We start from the raw sequence: 24,065 nt of genomic DNA, 5'->3' as shown, positions 1-24,065 counted from the left end.
GTTTTTTGTTTTGACGAGTTTCTTCTATAGTATTATAAAAACGACAAAAGATAATCCAGAAACTGTAAAATGAATTCTGTTAGATGAAAACTTGAAATTCTTTAAAGTGCCATGTATAATAGCAAAAGTAGAGAAAAGCAGATGCAAACAAAAAGATGCTTGCATCTAGACGAATAACATTGTATAATAGACAATGTTGGTCTTTGACTGCGATGAAGTGGAAGGTTGCTGACACACCCGGCCGCTTTGCCATGGCATGGTGTGGGGAAATTTCCATGGAGAAGGTCTATTTTAGAAATAGGCGAACGAAGGAGGGAAAATAATGGCAAAAGAAAAAATTCGTATCCGTTTAAAAGCTTACGATCACCGTATTCTTGATCAGTCAGCTGAGAAAATTGTAGAAACAGCTAAGCGTTCTGGGGCAACAGTTTCTGGTCCGATCCCATTACCAACTGAAAAAACTGTTTACACAATTCTTCGTGCTGTTCATAAGTACAAAGATTCTCGTGAGCAATTCGAAATGCGCACGCACAAACGTCTAATCGACATCGTGAGTCCTACTCCACAAACAGTAGATTCATTAATGCGTTTAGACTTACCATCTGGTGTAGATATCGAAATCAAACTATAATTTATATAACTTAAAAATGTAGGAGGTGTAACTCATGACCAAAGGAATCTTAGGAAGAAAGATCGGTATGACTCAAGTATTTGCTGAGAACGGTGAGTTAATCCCAGTAACAGTTATCGCTGCTAATCCAAACGTTGTTCTTCAAAAGAAAACAACTGAAACTGATGGCTACAATGCAATCCAGTTAGGATTTGAAGATAAACGTGAAAAGTTAACTAACAAACCTGAACAAGGCCACACTGCTAAAGCATCTACAACTCCTAAGCGCTTCATTCGCGAAATCCGCGATGCAGACGTGGACGGATTAGAGGTTGGTCAAGAGGTAAAAGTTGACGTATTCGCTACAGGTGAAATCGTTGATGTAACAGGAATTTCTAAAGGTAAAGGTTTCCAAGGTGTTATCAAACGCCACGGACAATCTCGCGGACCTATGTCTCATGGTTCTCGCTATCACCGTCGTCCAGGTTCAATGGGCCCAGTTGCTCCGAACCGTGTATTCAAAGGCAAAAAACTTGCTGGACGTATGGGTGGAGACCAAGTTACTATCCAAAACTTAGAAATCGTTCAAGTTGACACTGAGCGCAACTTATTACTAGTAAAAGGTAACGTTCCAGGTGCTAAGAAATCTCTTGTAGTTGTTCAAGGCGCTGTGAAGGTTAGCAAATAATTCACAATAGGAAGGAGGAATTCCAATGCCAAAAGTTACTGTATATAACCAAACTGGTTCACAGGTTGGTGAAATCGAATTAGCTGAAGCTATTTTCGGTATCGAACCAAATGAAGCTGTACTTTTCGAAGCTGTAATGATGCAACGTGCATCTTTACGTCAAGGTACACACAAAGTAAAAACTCGCTCTGAAGTTCGCGGTGGTGGTCGTAAACCATGGCGTCAAAAAGGAACTGGACGTGCTCGTCAAGGGTCTATCCGCTCTCCTCAATGGCGTGGTGGTGGTACGGTATTCGGACCTACACCAAGAAGCTATGCGTACAAACTTCCTAAGAAAGTTCGTCGTTTAGCAATCAAATCTGCATTAGCTACTAAAGTAGTTGAGAACAACATTGTAGTTCTTGAAGACCTAGTGTTAAATGCACCAAAAACAAAAGACATGCTAGCAGTACTTAAAGGATTAACTGTTGAGAAGAAAGCTCTTATCGTAACTGCTGATGCAAACGAATCTGTAGAGTTATCTGCTCGCAATATCCCTGGAGTAACAGTAATCACTGCTGATGGCGTAAACGTTTTAGACGTGCTTCATCATGATAAGCTAATCATGACAAAAGCGGCAGTGGAAAAAGTAGAGGAGGTGCTTGCATAATGAGAGATCCTCGTGATATCATTAAGCGCCCAGTTATCACTGAACGTTCTATGGAAATGATGGCTGAAAAAAAATACACGTTCGATGTGGACGTTAAATCTAATAAAACAGAAGTTAAAGATGCTCTTGAAGCGATCTTTGGTGTTAAAGTAGAAAAAGTGAACATCATGAACTACAAGCCGAAAGCAAAACGCGTTGGTCGTCACGCTGGTTTTACTAGCCGTCGTCGTAAAGCAATCGTTAAGCTAACTGCTGACAGCAAAGAAATCGAAATCTTCCAAGGCGTTTAATTCTTACTAAAGAAGGAGGGAAATTGAGATGGGAATCAAAAAGTATAATCCAACTACTAACGGTCGTCGTAATATGACTACGAATGATTTCGCTGAAATCACGACTGATAGACCCGAAAAGTCATTACTTGCTCCTTTAAGCAAGAAGGCTGGTCGTAATAACCAAGGTAAAATCACTGTACGTCATCAAGGTGGCGGACATAAGCGTCAATACCGTATCATCGACTTTAAGCGTAACAAAGATGGAATTCCAGGACGCGTTGCTACGATCGAATACGATCCAAACCGCTCTGCGAATATCGCATTAATTAACTACGTTGACGGTGAAAAACGTTACATTCTTGCTCCTAAATCTTTAGAAGTAGGTATGGAAGTTATGTCTGGCCCAGAAGCTGACATTAAAATCGGTAACGCATTACCATTAATCAACATTCCAGTAGGTACTGTTGTTCATAACATCGAGCTTAAGCCTGGTCGTGGCGGACAATTAGTTCGTTCTGCTGGTACATCTGCTCAAGTACTTGGTAAAGAAGGTAAATACGTACTTGTACGTTTAACTTCTGGTGAAGTACGTCTTGTATTATCTGCTTGTCGCGCTTCAATCGGTCAAGTAGGTAACGAACAACACGAACTTATCAAAATCGGTAAAGCAGGTCGCTCTCGCTGGTTAGGTAAACGCCCAACAGTTCGTGGTTCTGTAATGAACCCTGTTGATCACCCACACGGTGGTGGTGAAGGACGTTCTCCAATCGGACGTAAGTCTCCAATGTCTCCATGGGGTAAACCAACTCTTGGATTCAAGACTCGTAAGAAAAACAAAGCGTCTGACAAATTTATCGTTCGTCGTCGTAAAAAATAATGGGATTGTAGTACGGTTCATTTCTAGAACCGTACGCCAATCACGAAGGGAGGCACCAAAATGGCTCGTAGCTTAAAAAAAGGACCATTTGTCGATGATCACTTAATGAGCAAAATGGAAAAATTAGTTGCATCTGAGCAAAAACAAGTTGTTAAAACTTGGTCTCGCCGTTCAACAATCTTCCCTCAGTTCATCGGACACACAATCGCTGTATATGATGGTCGTAAACACGTACCTGTGTACATCACTGAGGATATGGTTGGCCATAAGTTAGGTGAATTCGCACCAACTCGTACGTACAAAGGTCACCTTGCTGACGATAAGAAAACTAGAAGATAATGAGAGGAGGCACTTCAATGCAAGCTAAAGCAGTAGCGAGAACAGTTCGTATTGCTCCTCGTAAAGTTCGTTTAGTAGTAGACTTAATCCGAGGTAAGCAAGTGGGTGAAGCGATTGCTATCCTTAACCACACACCAAAAACTGCTTCTCCAGTTGTAGAAAAAGTTTTAAAATCTGCAATCGCAAATGCAGAGCACAATTATGAGATGGACATTAACAACCTAGTTGTAGAAAAAGTTTTCGTTGACGAAGGTCCAACGTTAAAACGTTTCCGTCCACGTGCAATGGGTCGTGCAAGCCAAATTAACAAACGCACAAGCCACATCACAGTTGTGGTATCAGAAAAGAAGGAGGGATAATCGATGGGTCAAAAGGTTAATCCAATTGGTCTTCGTGTCGGCGTTATCCGTGACTGGGAATCTCGTTGGTTCGCTGAGAAAGATTACGCTACATTATTACATGAAGACATCAAAATCCGTGAGTACATTAATGTACGCTTAAAAGATTCTGCTGTTGCTAAAGTAGAAATCGAACGTGCAGCAAATCGTGTAAATGTTACAATTCACACTGCAAAACCTGGTATGGTAATTGGTAAAGGTGGTACTGAAGTTGAAGCACTTCGTAAAGCTCTTAACCAATTAACAGGCAAGCGTGTACACATCAACATTTTAGAAGTTAAGAGAGCTGATCTTAACGCTAAATTAGTAGGCGAAAACATCGCTCGTCAATTAGAAAACCGTGTATCATTCCGTCGTGCACAAAAGCAAGTTATTCAACGTGCTATGCGTGCAGGTGCTAAAGGTATTAAAACACAGGTTTCTGGTCGTCTTGGCGGAGCTGATATCGCTCGTGCAGAATCTTACAGTGAAGGAACTGTTCCACTTCATACACTTCGCGCTGATATTGACTATGCAGCAGTTGAAGCTGATACAACATACGGTAAATTAGGCGTAAAAGTATGGATCTACCGTGGAGAAGTCCTTCCTACAAAAAAGAAAGCTTCTGAGGAAGGAGGAAAATAATATGTTAATGCCAAAACGCGTAAAATATCGTAGAGAGCATCGTGGTAAAATGCGTGGTCGTGCTAAAGGTGGAACTGAAATTGCTTTCGGTGAATTCGGTTTACAAGCACAAGCTGCTTCATGGATTACAAACCGTCAAATCGAAGCTGCTCGTCGTGCAATGACTCGTTACATGAAACGTGGCGGTAAAGTATGGATTAAAATTTTCCCTTCTAAACCTTACACTGCAAAACCTCTAGAAGTACGTATGGGTTCCGGTAAAGGGGCACCAGAAGGCTGGGTAGCAGTAGTAAAACCTGGGAAAATTATGTTCGAAATCGCGGGTGTATCTGAAGAGGTAGCACGCGAAGCATTACGTCTTGCAGCTCACAAGTTACCTGTGAAATGTAAATTCGTAAAACGTGAAGAAAATGGTGGTGAATCTAATGAAAACTAATGATATTCGTGAATTAACCACTGCCGAAATCGAAACAAAAGTTAAAGCTTTAAAGGAAGAGTTGTTTAATCTTCGCTTCCAACTTGCTACAGGACAATTAGAGAATCCAACTCGCATTCGTGAAGTGCGTAAAGCAATTGCTCGTATGAAAACTGTAGTTCGTGAAAGAGAGATCGGAATTAATCGATAAATTGAGGGGAGGTTTGCATAGTGAGCGAACGTAACCAACGCAAAGTTTATACTGGTCGTGTAGTGTCTGACAAAATGGACAAAACGATTACAGTTTTAGTTGAAACTTACAAAACTCATTCCTTGTACGGAAAACGTGTTAAGTATTCTAAGAAGTACAAAGCCCATGATGAGCAAAACCAAGCGAAACTTGGCGATATCGTTAAAATCATGGAAACTCGCCCGCTTTCTGCTACTAAGCGTTTCCGTTTAGTTGAAATCGTTGAAGAAGCGGTTATTATCTAAATAGACGAATCGGAATTTTTAGTCCGAAGGGAGGTTTCATAACATGATCCAACAAGAATCTCGTTTGAAAGTTGCTGACAACTCTGGTGCACGTGAACTTTTAACAATTAAAGTATTAGGCGGCTCTGGTCGTAAATATGCTAACATTGGTGACATTATCGTTGCTACGGTAAAACAAGCAACACCAGGTGGCGTTGTTAAAAAAGGTGACGTTGTTAAAGCAGTAGTAGTACGTACGAAGAGCGGAGCTCGTCGTCCGGACGGTTCTTACATCAAATTTGATGAAAACGCAGCGGTTATCATTAAAGACGATAAGAGCCCACGTGGTACTCGTATCTTCGGACCAGTAGCTCGTGAATTACGTGATAGCAACTTCATGAAGATCGTTTCTTTAGCTCCAGAAGTTCTATAATTTAAGGTATTGCCTTGCTAAGGAGGTGCAGAATTAAGATGCATGTAAAAAAAGGTGATAAAGTACAGGTAATCACTGGTAAAGACAAAGGAAAACAAGGCGTTATCCTTGTGGCTTTCCCAAAGCAAAACCGTGTTATCGTTGAGGGTGTCAATATCGTTAAGAAGCACTCTAAGCCATCTCAATTAAATCCACAAGGTGGAATTATTACTAAAGAAGCACCTATTCACGTTTCTAACGTTATGATTTTAGATCCGAAAACAGGTGAACCTACTCGCGTAGGCTTCAAAGTAGAAGATGGTAAAAAAGTTCGTATTGCAAAAAAATCTGGTGAATTATTAGATAAATAATTTTCTTAAGAAAGGAGGTCACTTCATTGAATCGCCTTAAAGAGAAGTTCCAAAAGGAAATTACTCCTGCTCTAGTGAGCAAGTTTAACTATAAATCTGTAATGCAGGTACCAAAAATCGAAAAGATCGTAATCAACACTGGTGTTGGTGACGCGGTATCTAACTCAAAAGCGTTAGACAACGCAGTAGAAGAATTAACACAAATCACAGGTCAAAAACCTGTTGTAACTCGTGCTAAAAAATCAATCGCTGGTTTCCGTCTTCGTGAAGGTATGCCAATCGGTGCGAAAGTAACTTTACGCGGCGAGCAAATGTATGAGTTCTTCGACAAATTAGTATCAGTTTCTTTACCACGTGTACGTGATTTCCGTGGTGTTTCTAAGAAATCATTCGATGGTCGTGGAAACTATACATTAGGTGTTAAAGAGCAACTTATTTTCCCTGAGATTGATTATGATAAAGTAAGCAAAGTCCGCGGTATGGACATCGTAATCGTTACTACAGCGAAAACTGATGAAGAAGCTCGTGAACTTTTAACACAATTCGGTATGCCATTCCAAAAATAATGGAAGCCAACGCTAAGTAGAGGAGGCGAAAACGTGGCTAAAAAATCTATGATAGCGAAACAAAAGCGTACTCCTAAGTTTAAAGTACAAGAGTATACACGTTGCGAACGCTGCGGTCGTCCGCATTCTGTATACCGCAAATTTAAACTTTGCCGTATTTGTTTCCGTGAACTTGCATATAAAGGTCAAATTCCTGGTGTTAAAAAAGCTAGTTGGTAAAACCCACAAATGGGAAGGAGGTAAAACACATGGTGATGACAGATCCAATTGCAGACATGCTTACTCGCATCCGTAATGCGAACATGGTACGTCATGAGAAATTAGAGGTTCCTGCTTCTAAAATCAAAAAAGAGATCGCTGAACTTTTAAAACGTGAAGGTTTCATTCGTGATGTAGAATACATCGAGGATAACAAACAAGGTATCCTTCGTATTTTCCTGAAATATGGTGCAAACAATGAACGTGTAATCACTGGATTAAAACGTATCAGTAAACCTGGCTTACGCGTTTACGCTAAAGCTGACGAAGTACCACGTGTACTTAACGGATTAGGTATCGCTCTTGTTTCTACATCTAAGGGAGTAATGACAGACAAAGACGCTCGTCAATTACAAACTGGTGGAGAAGTAGTAGCATACGTTTGGTAATATATATTTAAAACGAACGGAGGTGTGACCACATGTCTCGTATTGGTAAAAAGATTCTTGAAATCCCTGCAGGTGTTACTATTACAGTTGCAGAAGACAATACTGTAACAGTAAAAGGCCCTAAAGGTGAATTAACTCGTACTTTCAATGCTGATATGCTTATCAAAATTGAAGAGAATACATTAACAGTTGAGCGTCCATCTGAACAGAAGGAACACCGTGCATTACACGGTACAACTCGTGCTTTAATCGGAAACATGGTTGAAGGTGTAACTGAAGGTTTCGCACGCGGACTTGAATTAGTCGGTGTTGGTTACCGTGCTCAAAAACAAGGTGATAAACTTGTATTAAGCGTAGGTTATTCTCATCCAGTAGAAATGACTCCGGAAGCAGGTCTTGAAGTTGAAGTACCTGCACCAACTAAGATCGTAATTAAAGGTATCGACAAGCAACGTGTTGGCGAATTCGCTGCTAACATCCGTGCTGTACGTGCTCCTGAGCCTTACAAAGGTAAAGGTATTCGTTACGAAGGCGAAGTTGTTCGTCGTAAAGAAGGTAAAACTGCTAAGTAAACCCGTTAGGTGAGAGAAAGGAGTGACAAGAATGATCACTAAAGCTGATAAAAATGCGACTCGTAAGAAAAGACATGCACGTGTACGTGCTAAACTTACTGGTACTGCAGAGCGTCCACGTTTAAACGTGTTCCGTTCTAACCAACATATTTACGCTCAAGTTATTGATGATGTGAATGGTGTAACGTTAGTAAGTGCATCTACTCTTGATAAAGACCTTGCTCTTAACGGTACTAGCAATATTGAAGCTGCTACGAAAGTTGGAGAATCAGTTGCTAAGCGTGCTGTAGAGAAAGGCGTTAAAGAAGTAGTATTTGATCGCGGTGGTTACTTATACCATGGCCGTGTTAAAGCTCTAGCTGAAGCTGCTCGTGAGGCTGGATTACAATTTTAATGGTCAAAGGAGGGAAAATTGATGCATCGCATTGACCCAAGTAAATTAGAACTTGAAGAACGTGTAGTTACGATAAATCGTGTCGCGAAAGTTGTTAAGGGTGGTCGTCGTTTCCGCTTTGCTGCACTAGTTGTAGTTGGCGATAAAAACGGTCATGTTGGATTCGGTACTGGTAAAGCACAAGAGGTACCAGACGCAATCCGTAAAGCTATCGAAGACGCTAAGAAAAACTTAATCGCTGTACCATTAGTTGGTACAACAATTCCACACACAATCAACGGTCATTTTGGCGCTGGTGAAGTATTCTTAAAACCTGCTGCTGAGGGTACTGGTGTTATTGCTGGTGGACCTGTTCGTGCGGTCCTTGAATTAGCTGGTGTACAAGATATTCTTTCGAAATCTCTTGGTTCTAACACACCAATCAACATGATTCGCGCTACTGTGAACGGATTAAGCGAACTTAAGCGCGCTGAAGATGTTGCAAAATTACGCGGTAAATCTGTAGAAGAGCTACTAGGTTAAGGAGGGAAAACAAATGGCGAAAAAGTTAGAAATTACCCTCACTCGTAGTGTAATTGGTCGTCCACAAGATCAACGTGCGACGGTAGAAGCTTTAGGTCTTAAAAAGTTGAATTCAACTGTAGTTAAGGAAGAAACTCCTGCTATTCTTGGTATGATCAACAAAGTTTCTCACCTTGTAACTGTAAAAGAAGCTTAAGGATAACTCATTAATATAAGGAGGTGCCTGGGAATGAAACTTCATGAATTAAAACCTGCAGAAGGTTCTCGTAAAGTACGTAACCGTGTCGGTCGTGGTATCGGTTCTGGTAACGGTAAAACTGCTGGTAAAGGTCATAAAGGACAAAACGCACGTTCTGGCGGCGGTGTTCGTCTTGGCTTCGAAGGTGGTCAAACTCCATTATTCCGTCGTTTACCAAAACGCGGCTTCACAAACATTAACCGTAAAGAGTTTGCTATTGTAAACTTATCAACGTTAAATCGTTTTGAAGATGGTACAGAAGTAACACCTGAATTATTGCTGGAAACTGGCGTTATCAGCAAGTTAAACGACGGTGTTAAAGTTCTTGCAAGCGGAGCAGTAGAGAAAAAACTAACTGTTAAAGCGCACAAGTTCTCTTCAAGTGCTAAAGAAGCAATTGAAGCAGCTGGCGGATCAGTTGAGGTGATCTAATGTTTCGTACAATCTCCAACTTTATGCGCGTTGCTGAGATAAGACGTAAAATATTATTCACTTTAGCGATGTTAATCGTATTCAGGATTGGCACGTTTATCCCCGTGCCATTTACAAATGGAGACGTACTGAAGGCACAAGATCAATTAAATGCTTTAGGTATTCTAAATACATTTGGCGGTGGAGCCTTGAAAAACTTCTCCATCTTTGCGATGGGAATCATGCCGTATATTACAGCATCCATCATCGTGCAATTATTGCAGATGGATGTTGTTCCTAAATTTTCGGAATGGTCGAAGCAAGGTGAAATGGGCCGTCGTAAATTAACGCAATTCACGCGTTACTTTACAATTGTTCTTGCGTTTATTCAGGGGTTTGGTATGTCAATCGGTTTTAACGGTATGGTAGGTGGACAATTAATTTTGAATCCAGGTTGGAGCACTTATTTATACATTGCTACGGTACTGACTGCTGGTACTGCATTTTTAATGTGGTTAGGTGAACAGATTACAGCTAAAGGTGTAGGTAATGGTATTTCCATCCTTATCTTTGGCGGTATTGCCGCAGCGATCCCAAGTGTTATATCTCAAGTGTATCAGCAACAGTTTCAAAATATCGGAGATCAATTGTTCATGAGTATCGTTAAAGTTGCATTGATTTTACTAGCTGTGCTAGCAGTTATTGTGGGTGTTATTTTCATTCAACAGGCTGTTAGAAAGATCCCAATTCAATATGCGAAGCGTGTAACAGGAGGAAATGGTGGTTATGCTGGAGCACAAAACACACATTTACCGCTTAAGGTAAATAGTGCTGGTGTTATTCCAGTAATTTTTGCTGTTTCATTCTTAATTACGCCTCCGACTATTGCACAGTTCTTCCCGAAACATGATGTATCGCAGTGGATTATTGCAAACTTTAACTATTCTCACCCAGTGGGAATGATCATATATGTTGCGCTCATTGTAGCCTTCACATATTTCTATGCATTTGTTCAGGTTAATCCAGAGCAAATGTCAGAGAATCTAAACAAGCAAGGTGGATATGTTCCAGGTATTCGTCCGGGTAAGAATACGGAACAATATCTAACAAAAATCTTGTATCGTTTGACCTTTGTAGGATCAATTTTCCTAGCAGCGATTGCAATCTTACCAGTTATCTTTACGAAATTGGGAAATCTTCCTCCATCTGCACAGATCGGTGGAACGAGTATGTTAATCGTTGTCGGCGTTGCTTTAGAAACAATGAAGCAGCTAGAAAGCCAACTGGTAAAACGCCATTACAAAGGGTTTATCAAGCAGTGAGTAAGTGGGAAGAATTGTCTTCCCTACATGCTCATGTACTCTGAGGGGGAACAAGGATGAACTTAATTTTAATGGGGCTTCCTGGTGCTGGTAAAGGTACACAAGCCGAACAGATTGTTGCCAAGTATAACATCCCTCACATTTCAACAGGAGACATGTTCCGTGCAGCTATGAAGGCTGAAACTGAAATGGGTCTACAAGCAAAATCTTTTATTGATAAAGGTGCACTTGTTCCAGATGAAGTTACAATCGGAATCGTTCGTGAACGTTTAAGTCAAGACGACTGCGTAAGAGGTTTCTTACTAGACGGTTTCCCACGAACTGTTGCACAAGCATCAGCTCTTGAAGAAATTATGAAAGATCTTGGCAAAAAAATCGACTATGTTTTAAACATTAATGTGGATTCAGGGTTGTTATTAAAACGCCTTACAGGCCGTCGCATTTGTAAAGAGTGCGGTGCGACTTACCACTTAGAATTCAATCCACCAGCAAAAGCTGATGTGTGCGATAAATGTGGTGGCGAATTATATCAACGCTCTGATGACAATGAAGAAACTGTAGCAAATCGTTTAGATGTAAATATTAAGCAAACAAAACCTTTGCTTGATTTCTACGAAGAGCTTGGTTACTTACAAAGCATTAATGGTGAGCAAGATATCAATAAAGTATTTGCTGATATCGATGTTCTCATCGGAGGCTTAGCGTAATGATAATCTGCAAAACTCCTCGCGAGATAGAAATCATGCGAGAAGCTGGCAGGATCGTTGCTTTGACTCATCAAGAGTTGAAACAGCACATTACTCCAGGAATTACAACGAAAGAGCTCGATCAAATAGCGGAAAAGACGATTCAAAAATATGGTGCTACGCCATCTTTTAAAGGATACAACGGATTTCCGGGGAGCATATGTGCTTCTGTAAATGAAGAGCTTGTACACGGAATTCCAGGGAAGCGCAAGCTCAAAGAGGGCGATATCATCAGTATCGATATTGGTGCGAAATACAATGGGTACCATGGAGATTCTGCATGGACGTATCCAGTTGGAAACATTTCTGAATCTGTTCAAAAGCTACTTGATGTCACAGAAAAATCGTTGTATCTTGGTCTAGAACAAGTAAAACCAGGCGAGAGATTATCAAATATCTCACATGCGGTTCAAACCCATGCTGAAGAGAATGGATTCTCGATCGTTAGGGAGTATGTTGGTCACGGAATCGGGCAAGACTTACATGAGGACCCTCAAATCCCGCACTATGGTCCACCAAATAGAGGCCCTAGATTAAAGCCGGGAATGGTCATCTGTGTTGAGCCGATGGTGAATCAAGGAAGACGATATGTAAAAACACTATCTGATGACTGGACAGTGGTAACGGTAGATGGTAAATGGTGTGCCCATTTTGAGCACACGATTGCTCTTACAGAAGCAGGATACGAAATCCTTACCACTTTATAAGTAGCTGGCTCTCCGGGATTTCAGAGCAGTGTAAAATGTTACTGATTTGAAGAAGGGAGAACTATTGAATGGCTAAAGATGATGTAATTGAAGTCGAAGGTACCGTTCTTGAAACGTTGCCAAATGCTATGTTCAAAGTAGAATTAGAGAATGGGCATGTCGTATTGGCTCACGTTTCTGGTAAAATCCGTATGAACTTCATTCGTATTTTACCAGGAGACAAAGTTACGGTAGAATTATCTCCGTACGATTTAAATCGTGGTCGTATTACGTACCGTTTTAAATAATATAGCACTCCGTAATCTTTAAGGAGGTTCGAGACATGAAAGTAAGACCGTCAGTTAAACCAATCTGCGAAAAATGTAAAGTTATTCGTAGACGTGGAAAAGTAATGGTTATTTGTGAAAACCCTAAACATAAACAAAAACAAGGTTAATCAGAAGGAGGTGCATTCGTAATGGCACGTATCGCAGGTGTAGATATTCCTCGAGACAAACGCGTTGTTATTTCTTTAACTTACGTATTCGGCATTGGTCGCACAACTGCTGAAAAAATTCTTGCTGAAGCAGGTATTTCTGAAGAAACACGAGTTCGTGATTTAACGGAAGACGAATTAGGACGTATCCGTGATATCATCGATCGTATTAAAGTTGAGGGAGACCTTCGTCGTGAAGTATCTCTTAACATCAAACGTCTAATGGAGATCGGTTCTTACCGTGGTCTTCGTCACCGTCGTGGTTTACCAGTTCGTGGTCAAAACTCTAAAAACAATGCTCGTACACGTAAAGGTCCACGTCGTACAGTAGCAAATAAAAAGAAATAATAAGTAAAGGAGGTTGAACTAACAATGGCACGTAAAACAAACACTCGTAAAAAACGTGTGAAAAAGAATATTGAAGCTGGTATAGCTCATATTCGTTCTACTTTCAACAACACAATCGTAACACTTACAGATACTCACGGTAACGCACTTTCTTGGTCTAGTGCTGGTGCACTTGGTTTCCGTGGATCTCGTAAATCTACTCCATTCGCTGCGCAAATGGCTGCTGAAACTGCTGCTAAAGCTGCAATGGAACACGGTTTAAAAACTTTAGAGGTTACTGTTAAAGGTCCTGGTGCTGGTCGTGAAGCTGCAATTCGTGCTCTTCAAGCTGCAGGTCTAGAAGTAACAGCAATTAGAGATGTTACTCCAGTTCCTCATAATGGATGTCGTCCACCAAAACGTCGTCGTGTGTAATTTTTCTGTATAGAATTTTCCCTTTTGTCTATAATGGATATGATGCATTATCGAGAAATTTCGTACAGAAACATCGCTTGTTGTGCACAATCGGGAACTGCCTAAGGGGGACTTTCGGTTAGACAGGGGTTATACCTTTGTTTAACCGGGGTTTCGACGTTTTGAAGGAGGGTTTAGTTAATGATTGAAATCGAAAAGCCGAAAATCGAAACGGTTGAACTTAACGAAGATGCTAAATATGGTAAATTCGTAATTGAACCGCTTGAGCGTGGATATGGTACTACTTTGGGTAACTCCTTACGTCGTATTCTTTTATCCTCACTCCCTGGTGCCGCTGTTACTGCTATCCAAATCGATGGCGTATTACATGAATTTTCAACAGTTGAGGGCGTAGTAGAAGACGTTACGACGATCATCTTAAACTTGAAAAAGTTAGCTCTTAAAATCTACTCTGAAGAAGAGAAGACGTTGGAAATTGATGTACAGGGCGAAGGTATTGTCACAGCTGCTGATATTACTCACGATAGTGATGTAGAAATCTTAAATCCAGATTTACACATTGCAACGTTAGCAAAAGATGCGCATTTCCGCGTGCGTTTAACTGCAAAGCGTGGCCGTGGGTATACGCCAGCTGATGCAAATAAAAGCGAAGATCAACCAATAGGAGTAATTCCTATTGATTCTATTTATACTCCAGTATCACGTGTGACTTACCAAGTGGAAAAGACACGTGTCGGACAAGTGGCTAATTATGATAAGCTTACGCTTGATGTATGGACGGATGGAAGCATCGGGCCAAAAGAAGCTATCTCTTTAGGTGCCAAAATCTTAACTGAGCATTTAAATATCTTTGTTGGTTTAACTGATGAAGCACAAAATGCTGAGATTATGGTCGAGAAGGAAGAAGATCAAAAAGAGAAAGTTCTTGAGATGACTATCGAAGAACTAGACCTTTCTGTTCGTTCTTATAATTGCCTAAAACGTGCAGGAATTAATACTGTACAAGAGCTTGCGAACAAAACAGAAGAAGATATGATGAAAGTTCGTAACTTAGGACGTAAATCCTTAGAAGAAGTTAAACATAAACTTGAGGAATTAGGTTTAGGTTTACGTAAAGACGACTGAGGATTTAAACCCATCAACAAAGGAGGGAACTACGAATGGCATACAGAAAATTAGGCCGTACAAGTGCGCAACGTAAAGCTATGTTACGTGATTTAGCTACTGATTTAATTATCAACGAGCGCATCCAAACGACAGAAACTCGTGCAAAAGAACTTCGTTCTGTAGTGGAAAAAATGATCACTTTAGGTAAACGCGGAGATCTTCATGCTCGTCGTCAAGCAGCAGCTTTCATTCGCAATGAAGTAGCTAACGCTGAGACTGGTCAAGATGCACTTCAAAAACTATTCGCTGATGTAGCTCCACGCTATGCTGAGCGCCAAGGCGGATACACTCGTATTGCAAAAATTGGTCCACGTCGCGGAGACGCAGCACCAATGGTAATTATCGAGTTAGTATAATGATAATTAAAAGGGCAGGACAGTTCTTTTCAAGAAACTGGTCATGGCCCTTTTTTTTAAATATAAAAATAGGCTAACTTGGCGAAGGAAAGGGTGCCTTCTATTGAAAAAAGAGAAACTTCGGATAGAAAATATATCATTTCAATATCCTGGGGCAGCCACTTATGCATTAAAAGATGTTTCATTTTCCTTATATGAGGGAGAATGGGTATCTATTATTGGACAAAACGGTTCAGGAAAGTCTACACTTGCAAAATTATTGAATGGTTTGTTTTTGCCAGAAGCAGGGACTATTACAGTAAATGATACAATGGTTTTATCAGAGGAAACGGTATGGGATGTTCGAAAACAAATTGGAATGGTATTTCAAAATCCAGATAATCAATTTGTTGGAACGACAGTGCAAGATGATGTTGTATTTGGCTTGGAGAATATCGGAATGCCGAGAGAACAAATGATTGAAAGATTAGAACAGGCCTTGCAACTTGTCCGTATGGAAGATTTTCTTAATGATGAGCCTCATTCCTTATCTGGTGGGCAAAAGCAGCGAGTGGCAATAGCAGGCGTTTTAGCACTTCAACCATCTATTTTAATATTAGATGAAGCAACGTCAATGTTAGACCCTCAAGGGAGACGTGAAGTAGTAGAAACGGTTAGACAACTTGTTACTCAAAAAGGTATTACCGTGTTATCAATTACGCACGATTTAGAAGAAGCGGCACAGTCAGATCGTGTCATTATTTTAAATAAGGGAGAAATATTAGAGGAAGGGACTCCAGAAAAAATTTTCAAATCCTCTCATATGCTCCAAGAAATTGGCTTAGATGTACCGTTTTCGGTGAAAATAGCAGAATTATTAAAAAGAAATGAAATTCTCTTGCAAAATACGCATCTTACAATGGAAAGCTTGGTGAACGAACTTTGGAGATTACATTCCAAAAAGTAGAACATCGTTATCAATATAAAACTCCATTTGAAAGACGCGCACTTTATGATGTAGACGTGTCGTTTCCAAGTGGGGGCTATTATGCCATTATCGGTCATACTGGTTCAGGAAAGTCGACGATGATTCAACATTTAAATGGTTTATTGCAGCCGACAAATGGTACAGTTCAAATTGGTGAACATTTGATTTCGGCAGGAAAGAAAGAAAAAAAGCTAAAGCCACTACGTAAAAAAGTAGGGGTTGTCTTTCAATTTCCAGAACATCAGTTGTTTGAAGAGACTGTGGAGAAAGATATTTGTTTCGGCCCTACTAATTTTGGAGTATCTGTAGACGAAGCAAGGCAAAAGGCTAGAAAGGCAATTGAACTTGTAGGGCTAGAACCAGAACTGTTAACACGTTCTCCGTTCGAATTAAGTGGTGGACAAATGAGACGTGTTGCTATAGCGGGTGTACTGGCAATGGAACCTGAAGTGCTTGTATTAGATGAACCTACAGCAGGACTAGATCCAAAAGGGCAGAACGAACTTATGGAGATGTTTTATAAGCTGCACAAGGAGAAGGGTCTTACAGTCATCCTTGTAACGCATAATATGGAGGATGCTGCTCAGTATGCGGAGCAGATTGTAGTTATGCATAAAGGAACGGTCTTTTTGCAAGGAAGTGCAGAGGAAGTATTTTCACATGCTGATGAACTAGAGAAAATTGGTGTGGATCTTCCTATGTCATTAAAGTATAAACGTGCAATTGAAGAGAAGTTTGGTATTTCAATTCCAAAGGCTACCTTATCTTTAGAGGATCTTACTCATGAAGTTGTGCAGGTGTTACGAAAAGGTGGTCATGAATCATGCAGCAGTTGATTATTGGGAGATATATCCCGGGGAATTCACTTATTCATCAACTTGATCCACGTACGAAGCTGCTGATTGTCTTTTTATATGTATTTGTTGTTTTCTTAGCAAATAATGCGATTTCATATGGATTTTTATTTTTATATGCACTCATTGCTTTATTTTTTGCAAAAGTGCCGATTCGTTATGTACTTTCGGGCTTAAAACCAATTTTATGGATTTTTCTTTTTACATTTTTCCTGCATATTTTTACAAATAAAGAGGGGGATGTACTATTCCAGCTTGGTTGGTTTTCGATATATGAAAAAGGATTAGAGCAAGGGATATACATTTCTGTACGATTCTTCGTTATTATTTTAATGACGACATTATTAACGTTAACGACGACACCTATTGAAATTACAGATGGTTTGGAGACGTTATTAAAGCCGTTGAAGCGTATAAAGGTTCCTGTTCATGAAATCGCATTAATGATGTCAATTTCTCTTCGTTTTATCCCGACATTAATGGATGAAACGAGTAAAATAATGAAAGCACAAGCGTCACGTGGTATTGATTTTGCCGGGGGACCGATAAAAGATAGAATGAAAGCTATTATTTCACTGCTCGTTCCTCTGTTTATCAGCGCTTTTAAGCGTGCAGAGGACTTAGCCATTGCGATGGAAGCTCGTGGATATCAAAGTGGTGAAGGACGTACTAAATTTAGGCAACTACGCTGGAAAACAAGCGATACAGTAACGATTGTCAGCTTATTTTGTTTAGCTTGTATTTTGGCATGGGTGCGATCGTAATGGAGAATAGAGAAATGGATAGAATAAAATGTACGGTTGCATATGATGGCATGCATTTTTGTGGTTATCAAATTCAGCCGAACCATCGTACTGTTCAACAGGAGATAGAAAAAGCATTGCAGAAATTGCATAAGGGAGAACTTGTTCGTGTTCAGGCATCTGGTAGAACAGATTCTACAGTTCATGCAAAAGGACAAGTAATACACTTTGATACTCCTTTGTCTCTTGAAGAGTGGCAATGGAGTAATGCTTTAAACACAATGTTGCCAGATGATATTGTTATTAGGCAAGTAGAGAAAAAAACAGAAGAATTTCATGCACGTTACGGTGTTGAGAAAAAAGAATATCGTTATCGTGTATTATTATCAAAGACTGCGGATGTATTCCGTAGAAATTACGTATATCAATATCCATACCCGCTCGAAATCAACTCTATAAGAAAAGCAATTCCTTATTTTATTGGAACGCATGATTTTACTTCTTTTTGTTCGGCAAAAACTGACAAAAAAGATAAAGTGCGAACAATTTATGAAATCGAGTTAATTGAACAAGATGATGAAATAATTTTTCGTTTTGTAGGTAATGGATTTTTATATAATATGGTCAGAATTATTGTTGGTACGTTACTTAGCGTAGGGCAAGGAAAGCTTGATCCTGATAGCATTCCAGAGATTTTAGCGAAACAAAATCGTCAGTTTGCTGGAAAGATGGCTCCAGGTCATGGGCTTTACTTGTGGGAGGTAAACTATAACAACTAATCCTGGTGTAACATTTGCTTGACATTAGAAACTCAAAAGTATATCATAACATATGGTATTGTTTCTAAAACCACGATTAGCCCCGGAAGGAAATCGTGTTTAAGATAAACAATAGATTTTTTCTATGGAAAAGATAACGAGGAGGGAAACACATGCGTACGACTTTTATGGCAAAAGCTAACGAAGTTGAGCGTAAATGGTATGTGGTTGATGCTGAAGGTCAAACTTTAGGTCGCCTTGCTAGTGAAGTAGCATCCATTTTACGTGGTAAAAACAAACCTACATTTACACCACACGTTGACACGGGTGATCATGTAATTATTATTAACGCTGAGAAAATTCATTTAACAGGTAATAAATTAAACGATAAAATTTACTACCGTCACACTAACCACCCAGGTGGACTTAAGCAAAGAACAGCTCTTGAAATGCGTACAAACTACCCTGTACAAATGTTAGAGCTTGCAATTAAAGGCATGCTTCCAAAAGGACGCTTAGGCCGTCAAGTTTCTAAGAAACTTAACGTGTATGCTGGAGCAGAGCATCCACACCAAGCACAAAAACCAGAAGTTTACGAACTTCGCGGATAATTAATTAAAGGAGGGCTTACTTTGGCACAGGTTCAATACTATGGCACTGGACGTCGTAAGAGTTCAGTAGCGCGCGTACGCCTAGTTCCAGGCGAAGGACGCGTTATCATTAACGGTCGTGATTTTGAAAACTATATCCCATTTGCTGCATTACGTGAAGTAGTGAAACAACCTCTAGTTGCAACAGAAACTTTAGGTAACTACGATGTACTTGTAAACGTAAATGGTGGTGGATACACTGGTCAAGCTGGTGCTATTCGTCACGGTATTTCTCGCGCTTTATTAAAAGCTGATCCAGAATACCGTCTAACACTAAAACGTGCAGGTCTATTAACTCGTGACGCACGTATGAAAGAGCGTAAAAAATACGGTCTTAAAGGCGCACGTCGTGCACCTCAGTTCTCAAAACGTTAATTTTTGCGAACTACAAACCCCAACCATTTTGGTTGGGGTTTTTTATGTTTCATTCCTCTTTTGCAATTTTTATAGCTTGGAATATTTTAGTGCTACCGCCGCGCGTATGCTTCTTCTTTAGAAGTTTAGACTAATACGTATTAGGGAGGTTTATAAGTACTATGAATGTCATTGTCAGCTTACAAGAAAAACAAAAAGAAAAGCAGTTAAAATACGAGCGGAAGATGTTGCGGGAATTATCATTAAAAACATTGCGTTCAAATATTCGTGATGCCTTTCAAATGCAAGAGCTTCATCGTCAGTATGAAGATTACTGTATTGAATTAGGGATAGAATCTTATTTATTAGGAGCGAGATACAGTAAATTTGGTTATTATGGTGAATCGTTTTTTGATGTGAAATATAGAGCTTTAGAAGAAGAACAACAATTAACTGAAACGCTATTTCAATTTTTAACGAGTATGACTATGCGAGAAATAAAGTTGAAAGATGAGGAATTACTTTTTGAATCTTGTCAGCAGTTTATAGGATTGTGGTGGCAAGAAGGGTATGAAAAAGGTGAAAGAAGATATCGATTAAAGCTTCATTAAGACAAGCATAAACTTTCCTCTTGTCCCATATAAGTAATTAGAGGGACTAGCTGGAGGAGGAAAGGTATGAAGAGAATTCGAATTATCTCTTTTGCACTCGCTGCGGTTGTATTGTTTTTTTTAGTCAAGCAAGAATTTCAAATTACAAAATCGTGGCGAGCTTGGAATTTACCCTTATCAGGGAAAGTAATTGTATTAGATGCTGGGCATGGTGGACCAGATGGAGGGGCTGTTGGTGGAAAGGATATTATAGAAAAGGATATTACGCTTGAAATTACAAAAAAGGTACAAGACTATTTACAAGAACAAGGTGCACTAGTTATTTTAACGCGTGAGGGAGATTATGATTTAGCTAACAAAGATACAAAGTCATATAGTAGACGTAAAGCAGAGGATTTAAAAAAACGTGTAGAAATCATCAATAAACCTGATGTAGACTTTTTTGCAAGTATTCATTTAAATGCTTTAACTAGTAGTGGATCGAAAGGCGCACAAACGTTCTATTACCGCTCTTCGATTGAAAATGAACGTGCTGCAAAATTTATACAGGCTGAATTGAGAACAAGTTTAGAGAACACGAATCGTTCTGCTAAGACAATTTCGCATGTGTATTTATTAAAGTATTCTAAAACACCAGGTGCTTTAATTGAAGCCGGCTTTTTATCGAATGTGAACGAAAGGTATATGTTAAATTCGGAGAAATATCAGCAAAAGGTAGCAGCTGCAATATACCGTGGTATATTACGTTATTTCACGGAAAAAGGAAATCCTCCAGAATAAGGAGGATTTTTTTGAGCTTCTCTCGTTAACGAAGTTTTCGGAAAATATGTTATACTGGAAATGTAAACGCATTTATTTCAAGAATACGCAGAGATAAATTCAATTAACATTACGTTATTTTTCATACAGGGGGCTGGGCTAATTATGGTAACGAAAGAGCAAGTGGTTGAAGCGTTAGAAGGGATTGTAGATCCGTTTTTACATAAAACATTAAAAGAAACAAGTGCAATTAAAGAGGTAACAGTCAAGCCAGAGAAGGAACATGTGAGTGTTAAAATTGCAATCGTAAAAACCGGTACAGCGGAACAAATGCAGTTGCAGTCTGGAATTGTAAAGTTAGTAAAAGAACTTGGGGCAGCAACAGTTGGACTTCGTTTTGCAGAATTTACAGAAGAGGAATTAGCTCAGTTTGCACCGGAACAAGAAGAAGAGCAAAGTGAATCTTTATTGTCACCTAATTCAAAAACAACATTCTTAGCAGTAGCGAGTGGAAAAGGTGGCGTGGGAAAATCAACTGTTTCCGTTAACCTTGCAGTTGCTTTAGCTCGTTTAGGAAAAAAAGTTGGTATTATTGATGCGGACATTTACGGTTTTAGTGTGCCAGACATGATGGGGATAGAAAAACGTCCTATCGTAAGAGGTGACAAGATAATTCCGGTGGAACGTTTAGGTGTAAAGGTAATCTCAATGGGCTTCTTTGTAGAGGATAATGCACCAGTTATTTGGAGAGGACCTATGCTTGGGAAAATGTTAAACCACTTCTTCACAGAAGTAGAATGGGGCGATTTAGATTATTTAGTACTAGATTTGCCACCAGGCACAGGTGATGTTGCGTTAGATGTGCACTCAATGTTGCCATCTTGCAAAGAGATTATTGTAACGACGCCTCATCCAACAGCTGCGTTTGTAGCAGCGCGTGCTGGAGCGATGGCATTGCGCACTGAACATAGTATTCTTGGTGTTGTTGAGAATATGGCATATTTTGAAAGTAAGGTAACTGGTGAGAAAGAATATGTATTTGGAAAAGGCGGGGGAGATAAGTTAGCTACCGAATTACAAACGAATGTTCTTGGTCGTATTCCACTGCAACAACCCGATTGGAATAAAGAAGACTTTGCTCCTTCAGTATATGAAGATACACATACAACGGGCATTATTTATAGTAAAATAGCTGAAACAGTAATTGATAAAACAGCTGTTACACAAAAATAAAGTGAAACTTTAATCAGTGGGGTTCACCTGTTACTGACAACAATAAGGCTTTTGTTGCTAGTAAACCTTTCGCTTAATTAGAGGGGGCCATTTTGTCTGTTAATAGCAAGATAAAGTAATAACGAGTGGACAATATATAAATTGTCCACTCGTTATTATAGTTATTATTTTTTACTGTTCTTCCTTCTTCTCGCCTTGAGAACCACCGTCACCGCCTGCTTCTTTCTTACCAGATCCGCCTTTTTCAGCTTTTTGCACACCTTTACTAATGATATCAATCATCTTGGCTTGGAAGAGTGGACTTTCAGCAGTTTCTGTTAGTACTTGTTGTAGATATTGACGGTATTCTTTACTCTTCATTGTTTGTAACATCATTTTTTCTACTTCAGGATTTTTCATAATTTCTATAACGCCTGCTTGGTATTCAGGGTCTTTTAATAAGGTTTTCATTAATTGAGTTTGTTCTTTCCCCATACTTTTAGCAAATTTTGATGAGAACTCAGGATCTTTAAAGAGCTTTTCCCAGAATTGTTGCCCTTTATCGGATACCATGGCATCTTCAATCGTTTTCTTTACTACTGTTTCATCTAGTATGAGTGCTTGTTTCATTTTTTCATCAGTTAATACATCTTGAATAGCTTTCTTACCTTGATCTGTTTTTAAAATATCAACAATCATTTTCTTTGTTTGATCGTAATCTAGTTCGGATTTCGTTTCTTTTCCTTGTGCGCATGCTGCAAGTGCGATAAGTAGAAAAGAAGAAACGAAAATGAATAGCATCCGTTTCATAAGTTGGAACTCCTTTCAGCACAGTTCTCTCTTTTTAATATAAATATCTTTAAGGAATTTATACATGAACATGGCTAGCTTTTTGAAATTGTCATTGATACAATTTAATTAGAAATATAAGGATAATGGGGGATGTGTTGTGAATAGCCGCAAGTGGGTACGACTATTTTTAACGACGTTGTTTCTTGGTGGGATTAGCACAGTTATTATTGGTTTTGTTTTGGAGTGGGACAAGTACAATGAATTTTTTCAAAATTTCGACGGTAAGGAGATTTTAGCAGTATCTTTCTGGCTGATGGGTGTAGGATTTATTTTTAGTGTTATAAGTCAAATGGGATTCTTTGCATATTTAACAATTCACCGTTTTGGACTAGGGATGTTTCGCTCATCTTCTTTATGGAATGCAGTCCAGCTCTTCTTTATTGCATTCGTATTATTTGATTTTGTGTATTTAAGATCTGTACTTATTGCAAATGGGGAAGTCTCGTTAGGGAATAATATACTTGTTGCTGGAATGTTATTTGTGTTTGGAGCAATTGTTGCTTATGTAAAAAGTAAAGAAACAAATAAAAAAGCATTTGTGCCAGCTCTGTTCTTTATGGTTGTTGTAACGATCCTTGAATGGGTACCGGCGCTTCGGATTAATGATACAGATTGGTTATATTTAATGGTTATACCGCTATTGTTATGTAATGCATATCAATTACTTGTATTACATCGTTTAATCGGAAAAACAAGTAAATCAGCTTAATAGAGAGGTTTTATACAACATCAGTTATAATGTTGTAAATGGTATGATTAAAAAAGCTCTACCACCTTCTTGAAAGGTAGTAGAGCTTTTTATGCGTGAAGAGTAGTAGGGAAGAAGCTACTTCACATCTTCACTTTTCGTACTTGTGTTGGAAATAAGTTGTGAAACGGATATTTGCTCATATCCATCACTTTTTATTTTTTGCAGGAGCAGCGGTAAAGCTCTATTTGTTTGAAGGGCAGAATCGGATGCGTGTAATAACACGATATCTCCACCTTTCAAATTATTAGAGACAGTGGAAACGATGTTATTTACACCTGGGTTTTTCCAATCGTTTGAATTATTACTCCAATGTACGACGGTGTATCCAAGTGATTCTGCGATTTTAAGGGTTGCTTTGTTAAATTCGCCACTAGGTGGACGTAACAGCTTGACTTGTTTTACACCAAGTTTCGTAAAAACATCTTGTGCTCGTAAAAGGTCTCGTCTTATTTCATTTGTCTCTAGAGAAGTATAGGATGTGTAATTGTACCCCATACTACCGATTTCGTGTCCATCTTTCATGATTCGCTCTACAATATC

Annotated in this window: 42 protein-coding genes (1 of these 42 cut by a window edge); 40 read left to right on the top strand and 2 right to left on the bottom strand. The window is 39.3% G+C overall.

Translation table 11 applies throughout. From position 1 onward, the window contains the following. Positions 1–322: 322 nt before the first annotated feature. The 39 genes from rpsJ (at position 323) to IQ781_RS14775 (ending at position 21,943) form a co-directional block, all read left to right on the top strand. The gene (gene rpsJ, locus IQ781_RS14965; protein ID WP_001040596.1) at positions 323–631 is read left to right on the top strand and encodes a 30S ribosomal protein S10; all 309 of its coding nucleotides are present in this window, start codon (positions 323–325) and stop codon (positions 629–631) included. A gap of 34 nt (positions 632–665) precedes the next feature. Beyond that, on the top strand, positions 666–1,298 hold the full coding sequence (rplC, locus tag IQ781_RS14960) for a 50S ribosomal protein L3 (protein WP_000160207.1): 633 nt from the start codon (positions 666–668) through the stop codon (positions 1,296–1,298). 25 nt (positions 1,299–1,323) lie between these two features. Continuing rightward, complete coding sequence (gene rplD, locus IQ781_RS14955; protein ID WP_001127258.1) at positions 1,324–1,947, top strand: 50S ribosomal protein L4; 624 nt, start codon at positions 1,324–1,326, stop codon at positions 1,945–1,947. After that, positions 1,947–2,237, top strand: coding sequence for a 50S ribosomal protein L23 (gene rplW / locus IQ781_RS14950; protein ID WP_001205558.1), 291 nt, complete (start codon positions 1,947–1,949; stop codon positions 2,235–2,237). Before rplD ends, rplW begins: the two co-directional genes overlap by 1 nt. Before the next feature lie 28 nt (positions 2,238–2,265). Next, positions 2,266–3,096, top strand: a complete 831-nt coding sequence (gene rplB / locus IQ781_RS14945; protein WP_000511583.1) for a 50S ribosomal protein L2 — start codon at positions 2,266–2,268, stop codon at positions 3,094–3,096. Positions 3,097–3,156: 60 nt separating this feature from the next. Beyond that, positions 3,157–3,435, top strand: coding sequence for a 30S ribosomal protein S19 (gene rpsS / locus IQ781_RS14940; RefSeq protein ID WP_000124454.1), 279 nt, complete (start codon positions 3,157–3,159; stop codon positions 3,433–3,435). A 17-nt stretch (positions 3,436–3,452) separates the two neighbouring features. Further along, complete coding sequence (rplV, locus tag IQ781_RS14935) at positions 3,453–3,794, top strand: 50S ribosomal protein L22 (RefSeq protein ID WP_001148024.1); 342 nt, start codon at positions 3,453–3,455, stop codon at positions 3,792–3,794. 3 nt (positions 3,795–3,797) lie between these two features. Next, positions 3,798–4,457 carry a 30S ribosomal protein S3 gene (rpsC, locus tag IQ781_RS14930; protein ID WP_000529956.1) on the top strand — a complete coding sequence of 220 codons (660 nt, stop codon included), beginning with the start codon at positions 3,798–3,800 and terminating at the stop codon, positions 4,455–4,457. Between the two features lies 1 nt (position 4,458). Further along, complete coding sequence (gene rplP, locus IQ781_RS14925) at positions 4,459–4,893, top strand: 50S ribosomal protein L16 (RefSeq protein ID WP_000928969.1); 435 nt, start codon at positions 4,459–4,461, stop codon at positions 4,891–4,893. Beyond that, entirely contained in the window at positions 4,883–5,083 is a 201-nt protein-coding gene (rpmC, locus tag IQ781_RS14920) for a 50S ribosomal protein L29 (protein ID WP_000855718.1), read from the top strand. Before rplP ends, rpmC begins: the two co-directional genes overlap by 11 nt. A gap of 20 nt (positions 5,084–5,103) precedes the next feature. Beyond that, entirely contained in the window at positions 5,104–5,367 is a 264-nt protein-coding gene (rpsQ, locus tag IQ781_RS14915) for a 30S ribosomal protein S17 (protein ID WP_000004106.1), read from the top strand. A gap of 43 nt (positions 5,368–5,410) precedes the next feature. After that, the gene (gene rplN / locus IQ781_RS14910) at positions 5,411–5,779 is read left to right on the top strand and encodes a 50S ribosomal protein L14 (protein WP_000615912.1); all 369 of its coding nucleotides are present in this window, start codon (positions 5,411–5,413) and stop codon (positions 5,777–5,779) included. Positions 5,780–5,817: 38 nt separating this feature from the next. Next, positions 5,818–6,129: a 50S ribosomal protein L24 gene (gene rplX, locus IQ781_RS14905; RefSeq protein ID WP_000558200.1), complete on the top strand. Its 312-nt coding sequence runs from the start codon at positions 5,818–5,820 to the stop codon at positions 6,127–6,129. Between the two features lie 26 nt (positions 6,130–6,155). Next, positions 6,156–6,695, top strand: coding sequence for a 50S ribosomal protein L5 (gene rplE, locus IQ781_RS14900; RefSeq protein ID WP_001080831.1), 540 nt, complete (start codon positions 6,156–6,158; stop codon positions 6,693–6,695). Positions 6,696–6,728: 33 nt separating this feature from the next. Continuing rightward, the gene (gene rpsN, locus IQ781_RS14895) at positions 6,729–6,914 is read left to right on the top strand and encodes a 30S ribosomal protein S14 (protein ID WP_001085700.1); all 186 of its coding nucleotides are present in this window, start codon (positions 6,729–6,731) and stop codon (positions 6,912–6,914) included. Between the two features lie 29 nt (positions 6,915–6,943). After that, on the top strand, positions 6,944–7,342 hold the full coding sequence (rpsH, locus tag IQ781_RS14890; protein WP_000245511.1) for a 30S ribosomal protein S8: 399 nt from the start codon (positions 6,944–6,946) through the stop codon (positions 7,340–7,342). A 32-nt stretch (positions 7,343–7,374) separates the two neighbouring features. After that, positions 7,375–7,914, top strand: coding sequence for a 50S ribosomal protein L6 (gene rplF, locus IQ781_RS14885; RefSeq protein WP_000086558.1), 540 nt, complete (start codon positions 7,375–7,377; stop codon positions 7,912–7,914). Between the two features lie 31 nt (positions 7,915–7,945). Further along, entirely contained in the window at positions 7,946–8,308 is a 363-nt protein-coding gene (gene rplR / locus IQ781_RS14880; RefSeq protein WP_000628816.1) for a 50S ribosomal protein L18, read from the top strand. Between the two features lie 21 nt (positions 8,309–8,329). Beyond that, positions 8,330–8,830, top strand: coding sequence for a 30S ribosomal protein S5 (rpsE, locus tag IQ781_RS14875; protein ID WP_000554646.1), 501 nt, complete (start codon positions 8,330–8,332; stop codon positions 8,828–8,830). 13 nt (positions 8,831–8,843) lie between these two features. Continuing rightward, positions 8,844–9,026 carry a 50S ribosomal protein L30 gene (rpmD, locus tag IQ781_RS14870; RefSeq protein ID WP_001085234.1) on the top strand — a complete coding sequence of 61 codons (183 nt, stop codon included), beginning with the start codon at positions 8,844–8,846 and terminating at the stop codon, positions 9,024–9,026. Between the two features lie 33 nt (positions 9,027–9,059). Continuing rightward, on the top strand, positions 9,060–9,500 hold the full coding sequence (gene rplO, locus IQ781_RS14865) for a 50S ribosomal protein L15 (protein ID WP_000766081.1): 441 nt from the start codon (positions 9,060–9,062) through the stop codon (positions 9,498–9,500). Further along, on the top strand, positions 9,500–10,801 hold the full coding sequence (secY, locus tag IQ781_RS14860; RefSeq protein WP_000490117.1) for a preprotein translocase subunit SecY: 1,302 nt from the start codon (positions 9,500–9,502) through the stop codon (positions 10,799–10,801). The genes rplO and secY overlap by 1 nt, the downstream gene beginning before the upstream one ends. Positions 10,802–10,857: 56 nt before the next feature. After that, the gene (locus IQ781_RS14855; protein WP_001048989.1) at positions 10,858–11,508 is read left to right on the top strand and encodes an adenylate kinase; all 651 of its coding nucleotides are present in this window, start codon (positions 10,858–10,860) and stop codon (positions 11,506–11,508) included. Beyond that, positions 11,508–12,254: a type I methionyl aminopeptidase gene (map, locus tag IQ781_RS14850; protein ID WP_000582539.1), complete on the top strand. Its 747-nt coding sequence runs from the start codon at positions 11,508–11,510 to the stop codon at positions 12,252–12,254. The genes IQ781_RS14855 and map overlap by 1 nt, the downstream gene beginning before the upstream one ends. A gap of 68 nt (positions 12,255–12,322) precedes the next feature. Beyond that, on the top strand, positions 12,323–12,541 hold the full coding sequence (gene infA / locus IQ781_RS14845; RefSeq protein ID WP_001029884.1) for a translation initiation factor IF-1: 219 nt from the start codon (positions 12,323–12,325) through the stop codon (positions 12,539–12,541). A gap of 35 nt (positions 12,542–12,576) precedes the next feature. Beyond that, positions 12,577–12,690 carry a 50S ribosomal protein L36 gene (gene rpmJ, locus IQ781_RS14840; protein ID WP_000868344.1) on the top strand — a complete coding sequence of 38 codons (114 nt, stop codon included), beginning with the start codon at positions 12,577–12,579 and terminating at the stop codon, positions 12,688–12,690. 21 nt (positions 12,691–12,711) lie between these two features. Beyond that, positions 12,712–13,077 carry a 30S ribosomal protein S13 gene (gene rpsM / locus IQ781_RS14835; RefSeq protein WP_000090788.1) on the top strand — a complete coding sequence of 122 codons (366 nt, stop codon included), beginning with the start codon at positions 12,712–12,714 and terminating at the stop codon, positions 13,075–13,077. Between the two features lie 24 nt (positions 13,078–13,101). Then, a complete protein-coding gene (gene rpsK / locus IQ781_RS14830) occupies positions 13,102–13,491 on the top strand; it encodes a 30S ribosomal protein S11 (protein ID WP_000101798.1) in 390 nt (129 codons plus the stop codon). A 180-nt stretch (positions 13,492–13,671) separates the two neighbouring features. Beyond that, positions 13,672–14,616, top strand: a complete 945-nt coding sequence (locus IQ781_RS14825) for a DNA-directed RNA polymerase subunit alpha (protein WP_000569643.1) — start codon at positions 13,672–13,674, stop codon at positions 14,614–14,616. Positions 14,617–14,651: 35 nt separating this feature from the next. Then, positions 14,652–15,014, top strand: a complete 363-nt coding sequence (gene rplQ, locus IQ781_RS14820) for a 50S ribosomal protein L17 (protein WP_000331490.1) — start codon at positions 14,652–14,654, stop codon at positions 15,012–15,014. Between the two features lie 103 nt (positions 15,015–15,117). After that, positions 15,118–15,960: an energy-coupling factor ABC transporter ATP-binding protein gene (locus tag IQ781_RS14815; protein WP_000711757.1), complete on the top strand. Its 843-nt coding sequence runs from the start codon at positions 15,118–15,120 to the stop codon at positions 15,958–15,960. After that, on the top strand, positions 15,936–16,817 hold the full coding sequence (locus tag IQ781_RS14810) for an energy-coupling factor ABC transporter ATP-binding protein (protein ID WP_000406535.1): 882 nt from the start codon (positions 15,936–15,938) through the stop codon (positions 16,815–16,817). The genes IQ781_RS14815 and IQ781_RS14810 overlap by 25 nt, the downstream gene beginning before the upstream one ends. Beyond that, positions 16,805–17,599: an energy-coupling factor transporter transmembrane component T family protein gene (locus IQ781_RS14805; RefSeq protein ID WP_001186526.1), complete on the top strand. Its 795-nt coding sequence runs from the start codon at positions 16,805–16,807 to the stop codon at positions 17,597–17,599. The genes IQ781_RS14810 and IQ781_RS14805 overlap by 13 nt, the downstream gene beginning before the upstream one ends. 14 nt (positions 17,600–17,613) lie before the next feature. Continuing rightward, the gene (gene truA, locus IQ781_RS14800; protein WP_002164804.1) at positions 17,614–18,357 is read left to right on the top strand and encodes a tRNA pseudouridine(38-40) synthase TruA; all 744 of its coding nucleotides are present in this window, start codon (positions 17,614–17,616) and stop codon (positions 18,355–18,357) included. A 152-nt stretch (positions 18,358–18,509) separates the two neighbouring features. After that, a complete protein-coding gene (rplM, locus tag IQ781_RS14795) occupies positions 18,510–18,947 on the top strand; it encodes a 50S ribosomal protein L13 (RefSeq protein WP_001260793.1) in 438 nt (145 codons plus the stop codon). A gap of 21 nt (positions 18,948–18,968) precedes the next feature. Beyond that, entirely contained in the window at positions 18,969–19,361 is a 393-nt protein-coding gene (gene rpsI / locus IQ781_RS14790; protein WP_000079986.1) for a 30S ribosomal protein S9, read from the top strand. A 161-nt stretch (positions 19,362–19,522) separates the two neighbouring features. Beyond that, positions 19,523–19,951: a DUF2521 family protein gene (locus IQ781_RS14785; RefSeq protein ID WP_001101005.1), complete on the top strand. Its 429-nt coding sequence runs from the start codon at positions 19,523–19,525 to the stop codon at positions 19,949–19,951. 66 nt (positions 19,952–20,017) lie between these two features. Continuing rightward, positions 20,018–20,731, top strand: a complete 714-nt coding sequence (gene cwlD, locus IQ781_RS14780) for an N-acetylmuramoyl-L-alanine amidase CwlD (RefSeq protein WP_000822439.1) — start codon at positions 20,018–20,020, stop codon at positions 20,729–20,731. 144 nt (positions 20,732–20,875) lie between these two features. After that, positions 20,876–21,943, top strand: coding sequence for an Mrp/NBP35 family ATP-binding protein (locus IQ781_RS14775; RefSeq protein WP_000256628.1), 1,068 nt, complete (start codon positions 20,876–20,878; stop codon positions 21,941–21,943). A 171-nt stretch (positions 21,944–22,114) separates the two neighbouring features. Here the strand turns inward: IQ781_RS14775 and gerD are convergent, their stop codons facing one another. Then, a complete protein-coding gene (gene gerD / locus IQ781_RS14770; protein ID WP_000827295.1) occupies positions 22,115–22,732 on the bottom strand; it encodes a spore germination lipoprotein GerD in 618 nt (205 codons plus the stop codon). A 139-nt stretch (positions 22,733–22,871) separates the two neighbouring features. Between gerD and kbaA the strand changes: the two genes are divergently transcribed. After that, the gene (kbaA, locus tag IQ781_RS14765) at positions 22,872–23,483 is read left to right on the top strand and encodes a KinB signaling pathway activation protein KbaA (RefSeq protein ID WP_001088524.1); all 612 of its coding nucleotides are present in this window, start codon (positions 22,872–22,874) and stop codon (positions 23,481–23,483) included. 117 nt (positions 23,484–23,600) lie between these two features. On the opposite strand, the gene pdaB is transcribed toward kbaA, so the two are convergent. Continuing rightward, positions 23,601–24,065, bottom strand: partial view of a polysaccharide deacetylase family sporulation protein PdaB gene (pdaB, locus tag IQ781_RS14760; protein ID WP_000464703.1) — the 3' portion only. Its footprint extends 300 nt past the window's final position; only the last 465 of its 765 coding nucleotides appear in the window; the start codon falls outside the window, past its right edge — the gene reads right to left on this strand; the stop codon is at positions 23,601–23,603.

The sequence above is a fragment of the Bacillus sp. N447-1 genome (assembly GCF_022701035.1).
In the GTDB taxonomy this organism is placed as follows: domain Bacteria; phylum Bacillota; class Bacilli; order Bacillales; family Bacillaceae_G; genus Bacillus_A; species Bacillus_A cereus.
This window is presented reverse-complemented; position numbering and strand designations above follow the sequence as displayed.

Coding starts and splice junctions, on each gene's coding strand:
- rpsJ (WP_001040596.1), top strand. CDS start 323: ATGGCAAAAGAAAAAATTCGTATCCGTTTAAAAGCTTACGATCACCGT.
- rplC (WP_000160207.1), top strand. CDS start 666: ATGACCAAAGGAATCTTAGGAAGAAAGATCGGTATGACTCAAGTATTT.
- rplD (WP_001127258.1), top strand. CDS start 1,324: ATGCCAAAAGTTACTGTATATAACCAAACTGGTTCACAGGTTGGTGAA.
- rplW (WP_001205558.1), top strand. CDS start 1,947: ATGAGAGATCCTCGTGATATCATTAAGCGCCCAGTTATCACTGAACGT.
- rplB (WP_000511583.1), top strand. CDS start 2,266: ATGGGAATCAAAAAGTATAATCCAACTACTAACGGTCGTCGTAATATG.
- rpsS (WP_000124454.1), top strand. CDS start 3,157: ATGGCTCGTAGCTTAAAAAAAGGACCATTTGTCGATGATCACTTAATG.
- rplV (WP_001148024.1), top strand. CDS start 3,453: ATGCAAGCTAAAGCAGTAGCGAGAACAGTTCGTATTGCTCCTCGTAAA.
- rpsC (WP_000529956.1), top strand. CDS start 3,798: ATGGGTCAAAAGGTTAATCCAATTGGTCTTCGTGTCGGCGTTATCCGT.
- rplP (WP_000928969.1), top strand. CDS start 4,459: ATGTTAATGCCAAAACGCGTAAAATATCGTAGAGAGCATCGTGGTAAA.
- rpmC (WP_000855718.1), top strand. CDS start 4,883: ATGAAAACTAATGATATTCGTGAATTAACCACTGCCGAAATCGAAACA.
- rplN (WP_000615912.1), top strand. CDS start 5,411: ATGATCCAACAAGAATCTCGTTTGAAAGTTGCTGACAACTCTGGTGCA.
- rplX (WP_000558200.1), top strand. CDS start 5,818: ATGCATGTAAAAAAAGGTGATAAAGTACAGGTAATCACTGGTAAAGAC.
- rpsH (WP_000245511.1), top strand. CDS start 6,944: ATGGTGATGACAGATCCAATTGCAGACATGCTTACTCGCATCCGTAAT.
- rplF (WP_000086558.1), top strand. CDS start 7,375: ATGTCTCGTATTGGTAAAAAGATTCTTGAAATCCCTGCAGGTGTTACT.
- rplR (WP_000628816.1), top strand. CDS start 7,946: ATGATCACTAAAGCTGATAAAAATGCGACTCGTAAGAAAAGACATGCA.
- rpsE (WP_000554646.1), top strand. CDS start 8,330: ATGCATCGCATTGACCCAAGTAAATTAGAACTTGAAGAACGTGTAGTT.
- rpmD (WP_001085234.1), top strand. CDS start 8,844: ATGGCGAAAAAGTTAGAAATTACCCTCACTCGTAGTGTAATTGGTCGT.
- rplO (WP_000766081.1), top strand. CDS start 9,060: ATGAAACTTCATGAATTAAAACCTGCAGAAGGTTCTCGTAAAGTACGT.
- secY (WP_000490117.1), top strand. CDS start 9,500: ATGTTTCGTACAATCTCCAACTTTATGCGCGTTGCTGAGATAAGACGT.
- IQ781_RS14855 (WP_001048989.1), top strand. CDS start 10,858: ATGAACTTAATTTTAATGGGGCTTCCTGGTGCTGGTAAAGGTACACAA.
- map (WP_000582539.1), top strand. CDS start 11,508: ATGATAATCTGCAAAACTCCTCGCGAGATAGAAATCATGCGAGAAGCT.
- infA (WP_001029884.1), top strand. CDS start 12,323: ATGGCTAAAGATGATGTAATTGAAGTCGAAGGTACCGTTCTTGAAACG.
- rpmJ (WP_000868344.1), top strand. CDS start 12,577: ATGAAAGTAAGACCGTCAGTTAAACCAATCTGCGAAAAATGTAAAGTT.
- rpsM (WP_000090788.1), top strand. CDS start 12,712: ATGGCACGTATCGCAGGTGTAGATATTCCTCGAGACAAACGCGTTGTT.
- rpsK (WP_000101798.1), top strand. CDS start 13,102: ATGGCACGTAAAACAAACACTCGTAAAAAACGTGTGAAAAAGAATATT.
- IQ781_RS14825 (WP_000569643.1), top strand. CDS start 13,672: ATGATTGAAATCGAAAAGCCGAAAATCGAAACGGTTGAACTTAACGAA.
- rplQ (WP_000331490.1), top strand. CDS start 14,652: ATGGCATACAGAAAATTAGGCCGTACAAGTGCGCAACGTAAAGCTATG.
- IQ781_RS14805 (WP_001186526.1), top strand. CDS start 16,805: ATGCAGCAGTTGATTATTGGGAGATATATCCCGGGGAATTCACTTATT.
- truA (WP_002164804.1), top strand. CDS start 17,614: ATGGATAGAATAAAATGTACGGTTGCATATGATGGCATGCATTTTTGT.
- rplM (WP_001260793.1), top strand. CDS start 18,510: ATGCGTACGACTTTTATGGCAAAAGCTAACGAAGTTGAGCGTAAATGG.
- IQ781_RS14785 (WP_001101005.1), top strand. CDS start 19,523: ATGAATGTCATTGTCAGCTTACAAGAAAAACAAAAAGAAAAGCAGTTA.
- cwlD (WP_000822439.1), top strand. CDS start 20,018: ATGAAGAGAATTCGAATTATCTCTTTTGCACTCGCTGCGGTTGTATTG.
- IQ781_RS14775 (WP_000256628.1), top strand. CDS start 20,876: ATGGTAACGAAAGAGCAAGTGGTTGAAGCGTTAGAAGGGATTGTAGAT.
- gerD (WP_000827295.1), bottom strand. CDS start 22,732: ATGAAACGGATGCTATTCATTTTCGTTTCTTCTTTTCTACTTATCGCA.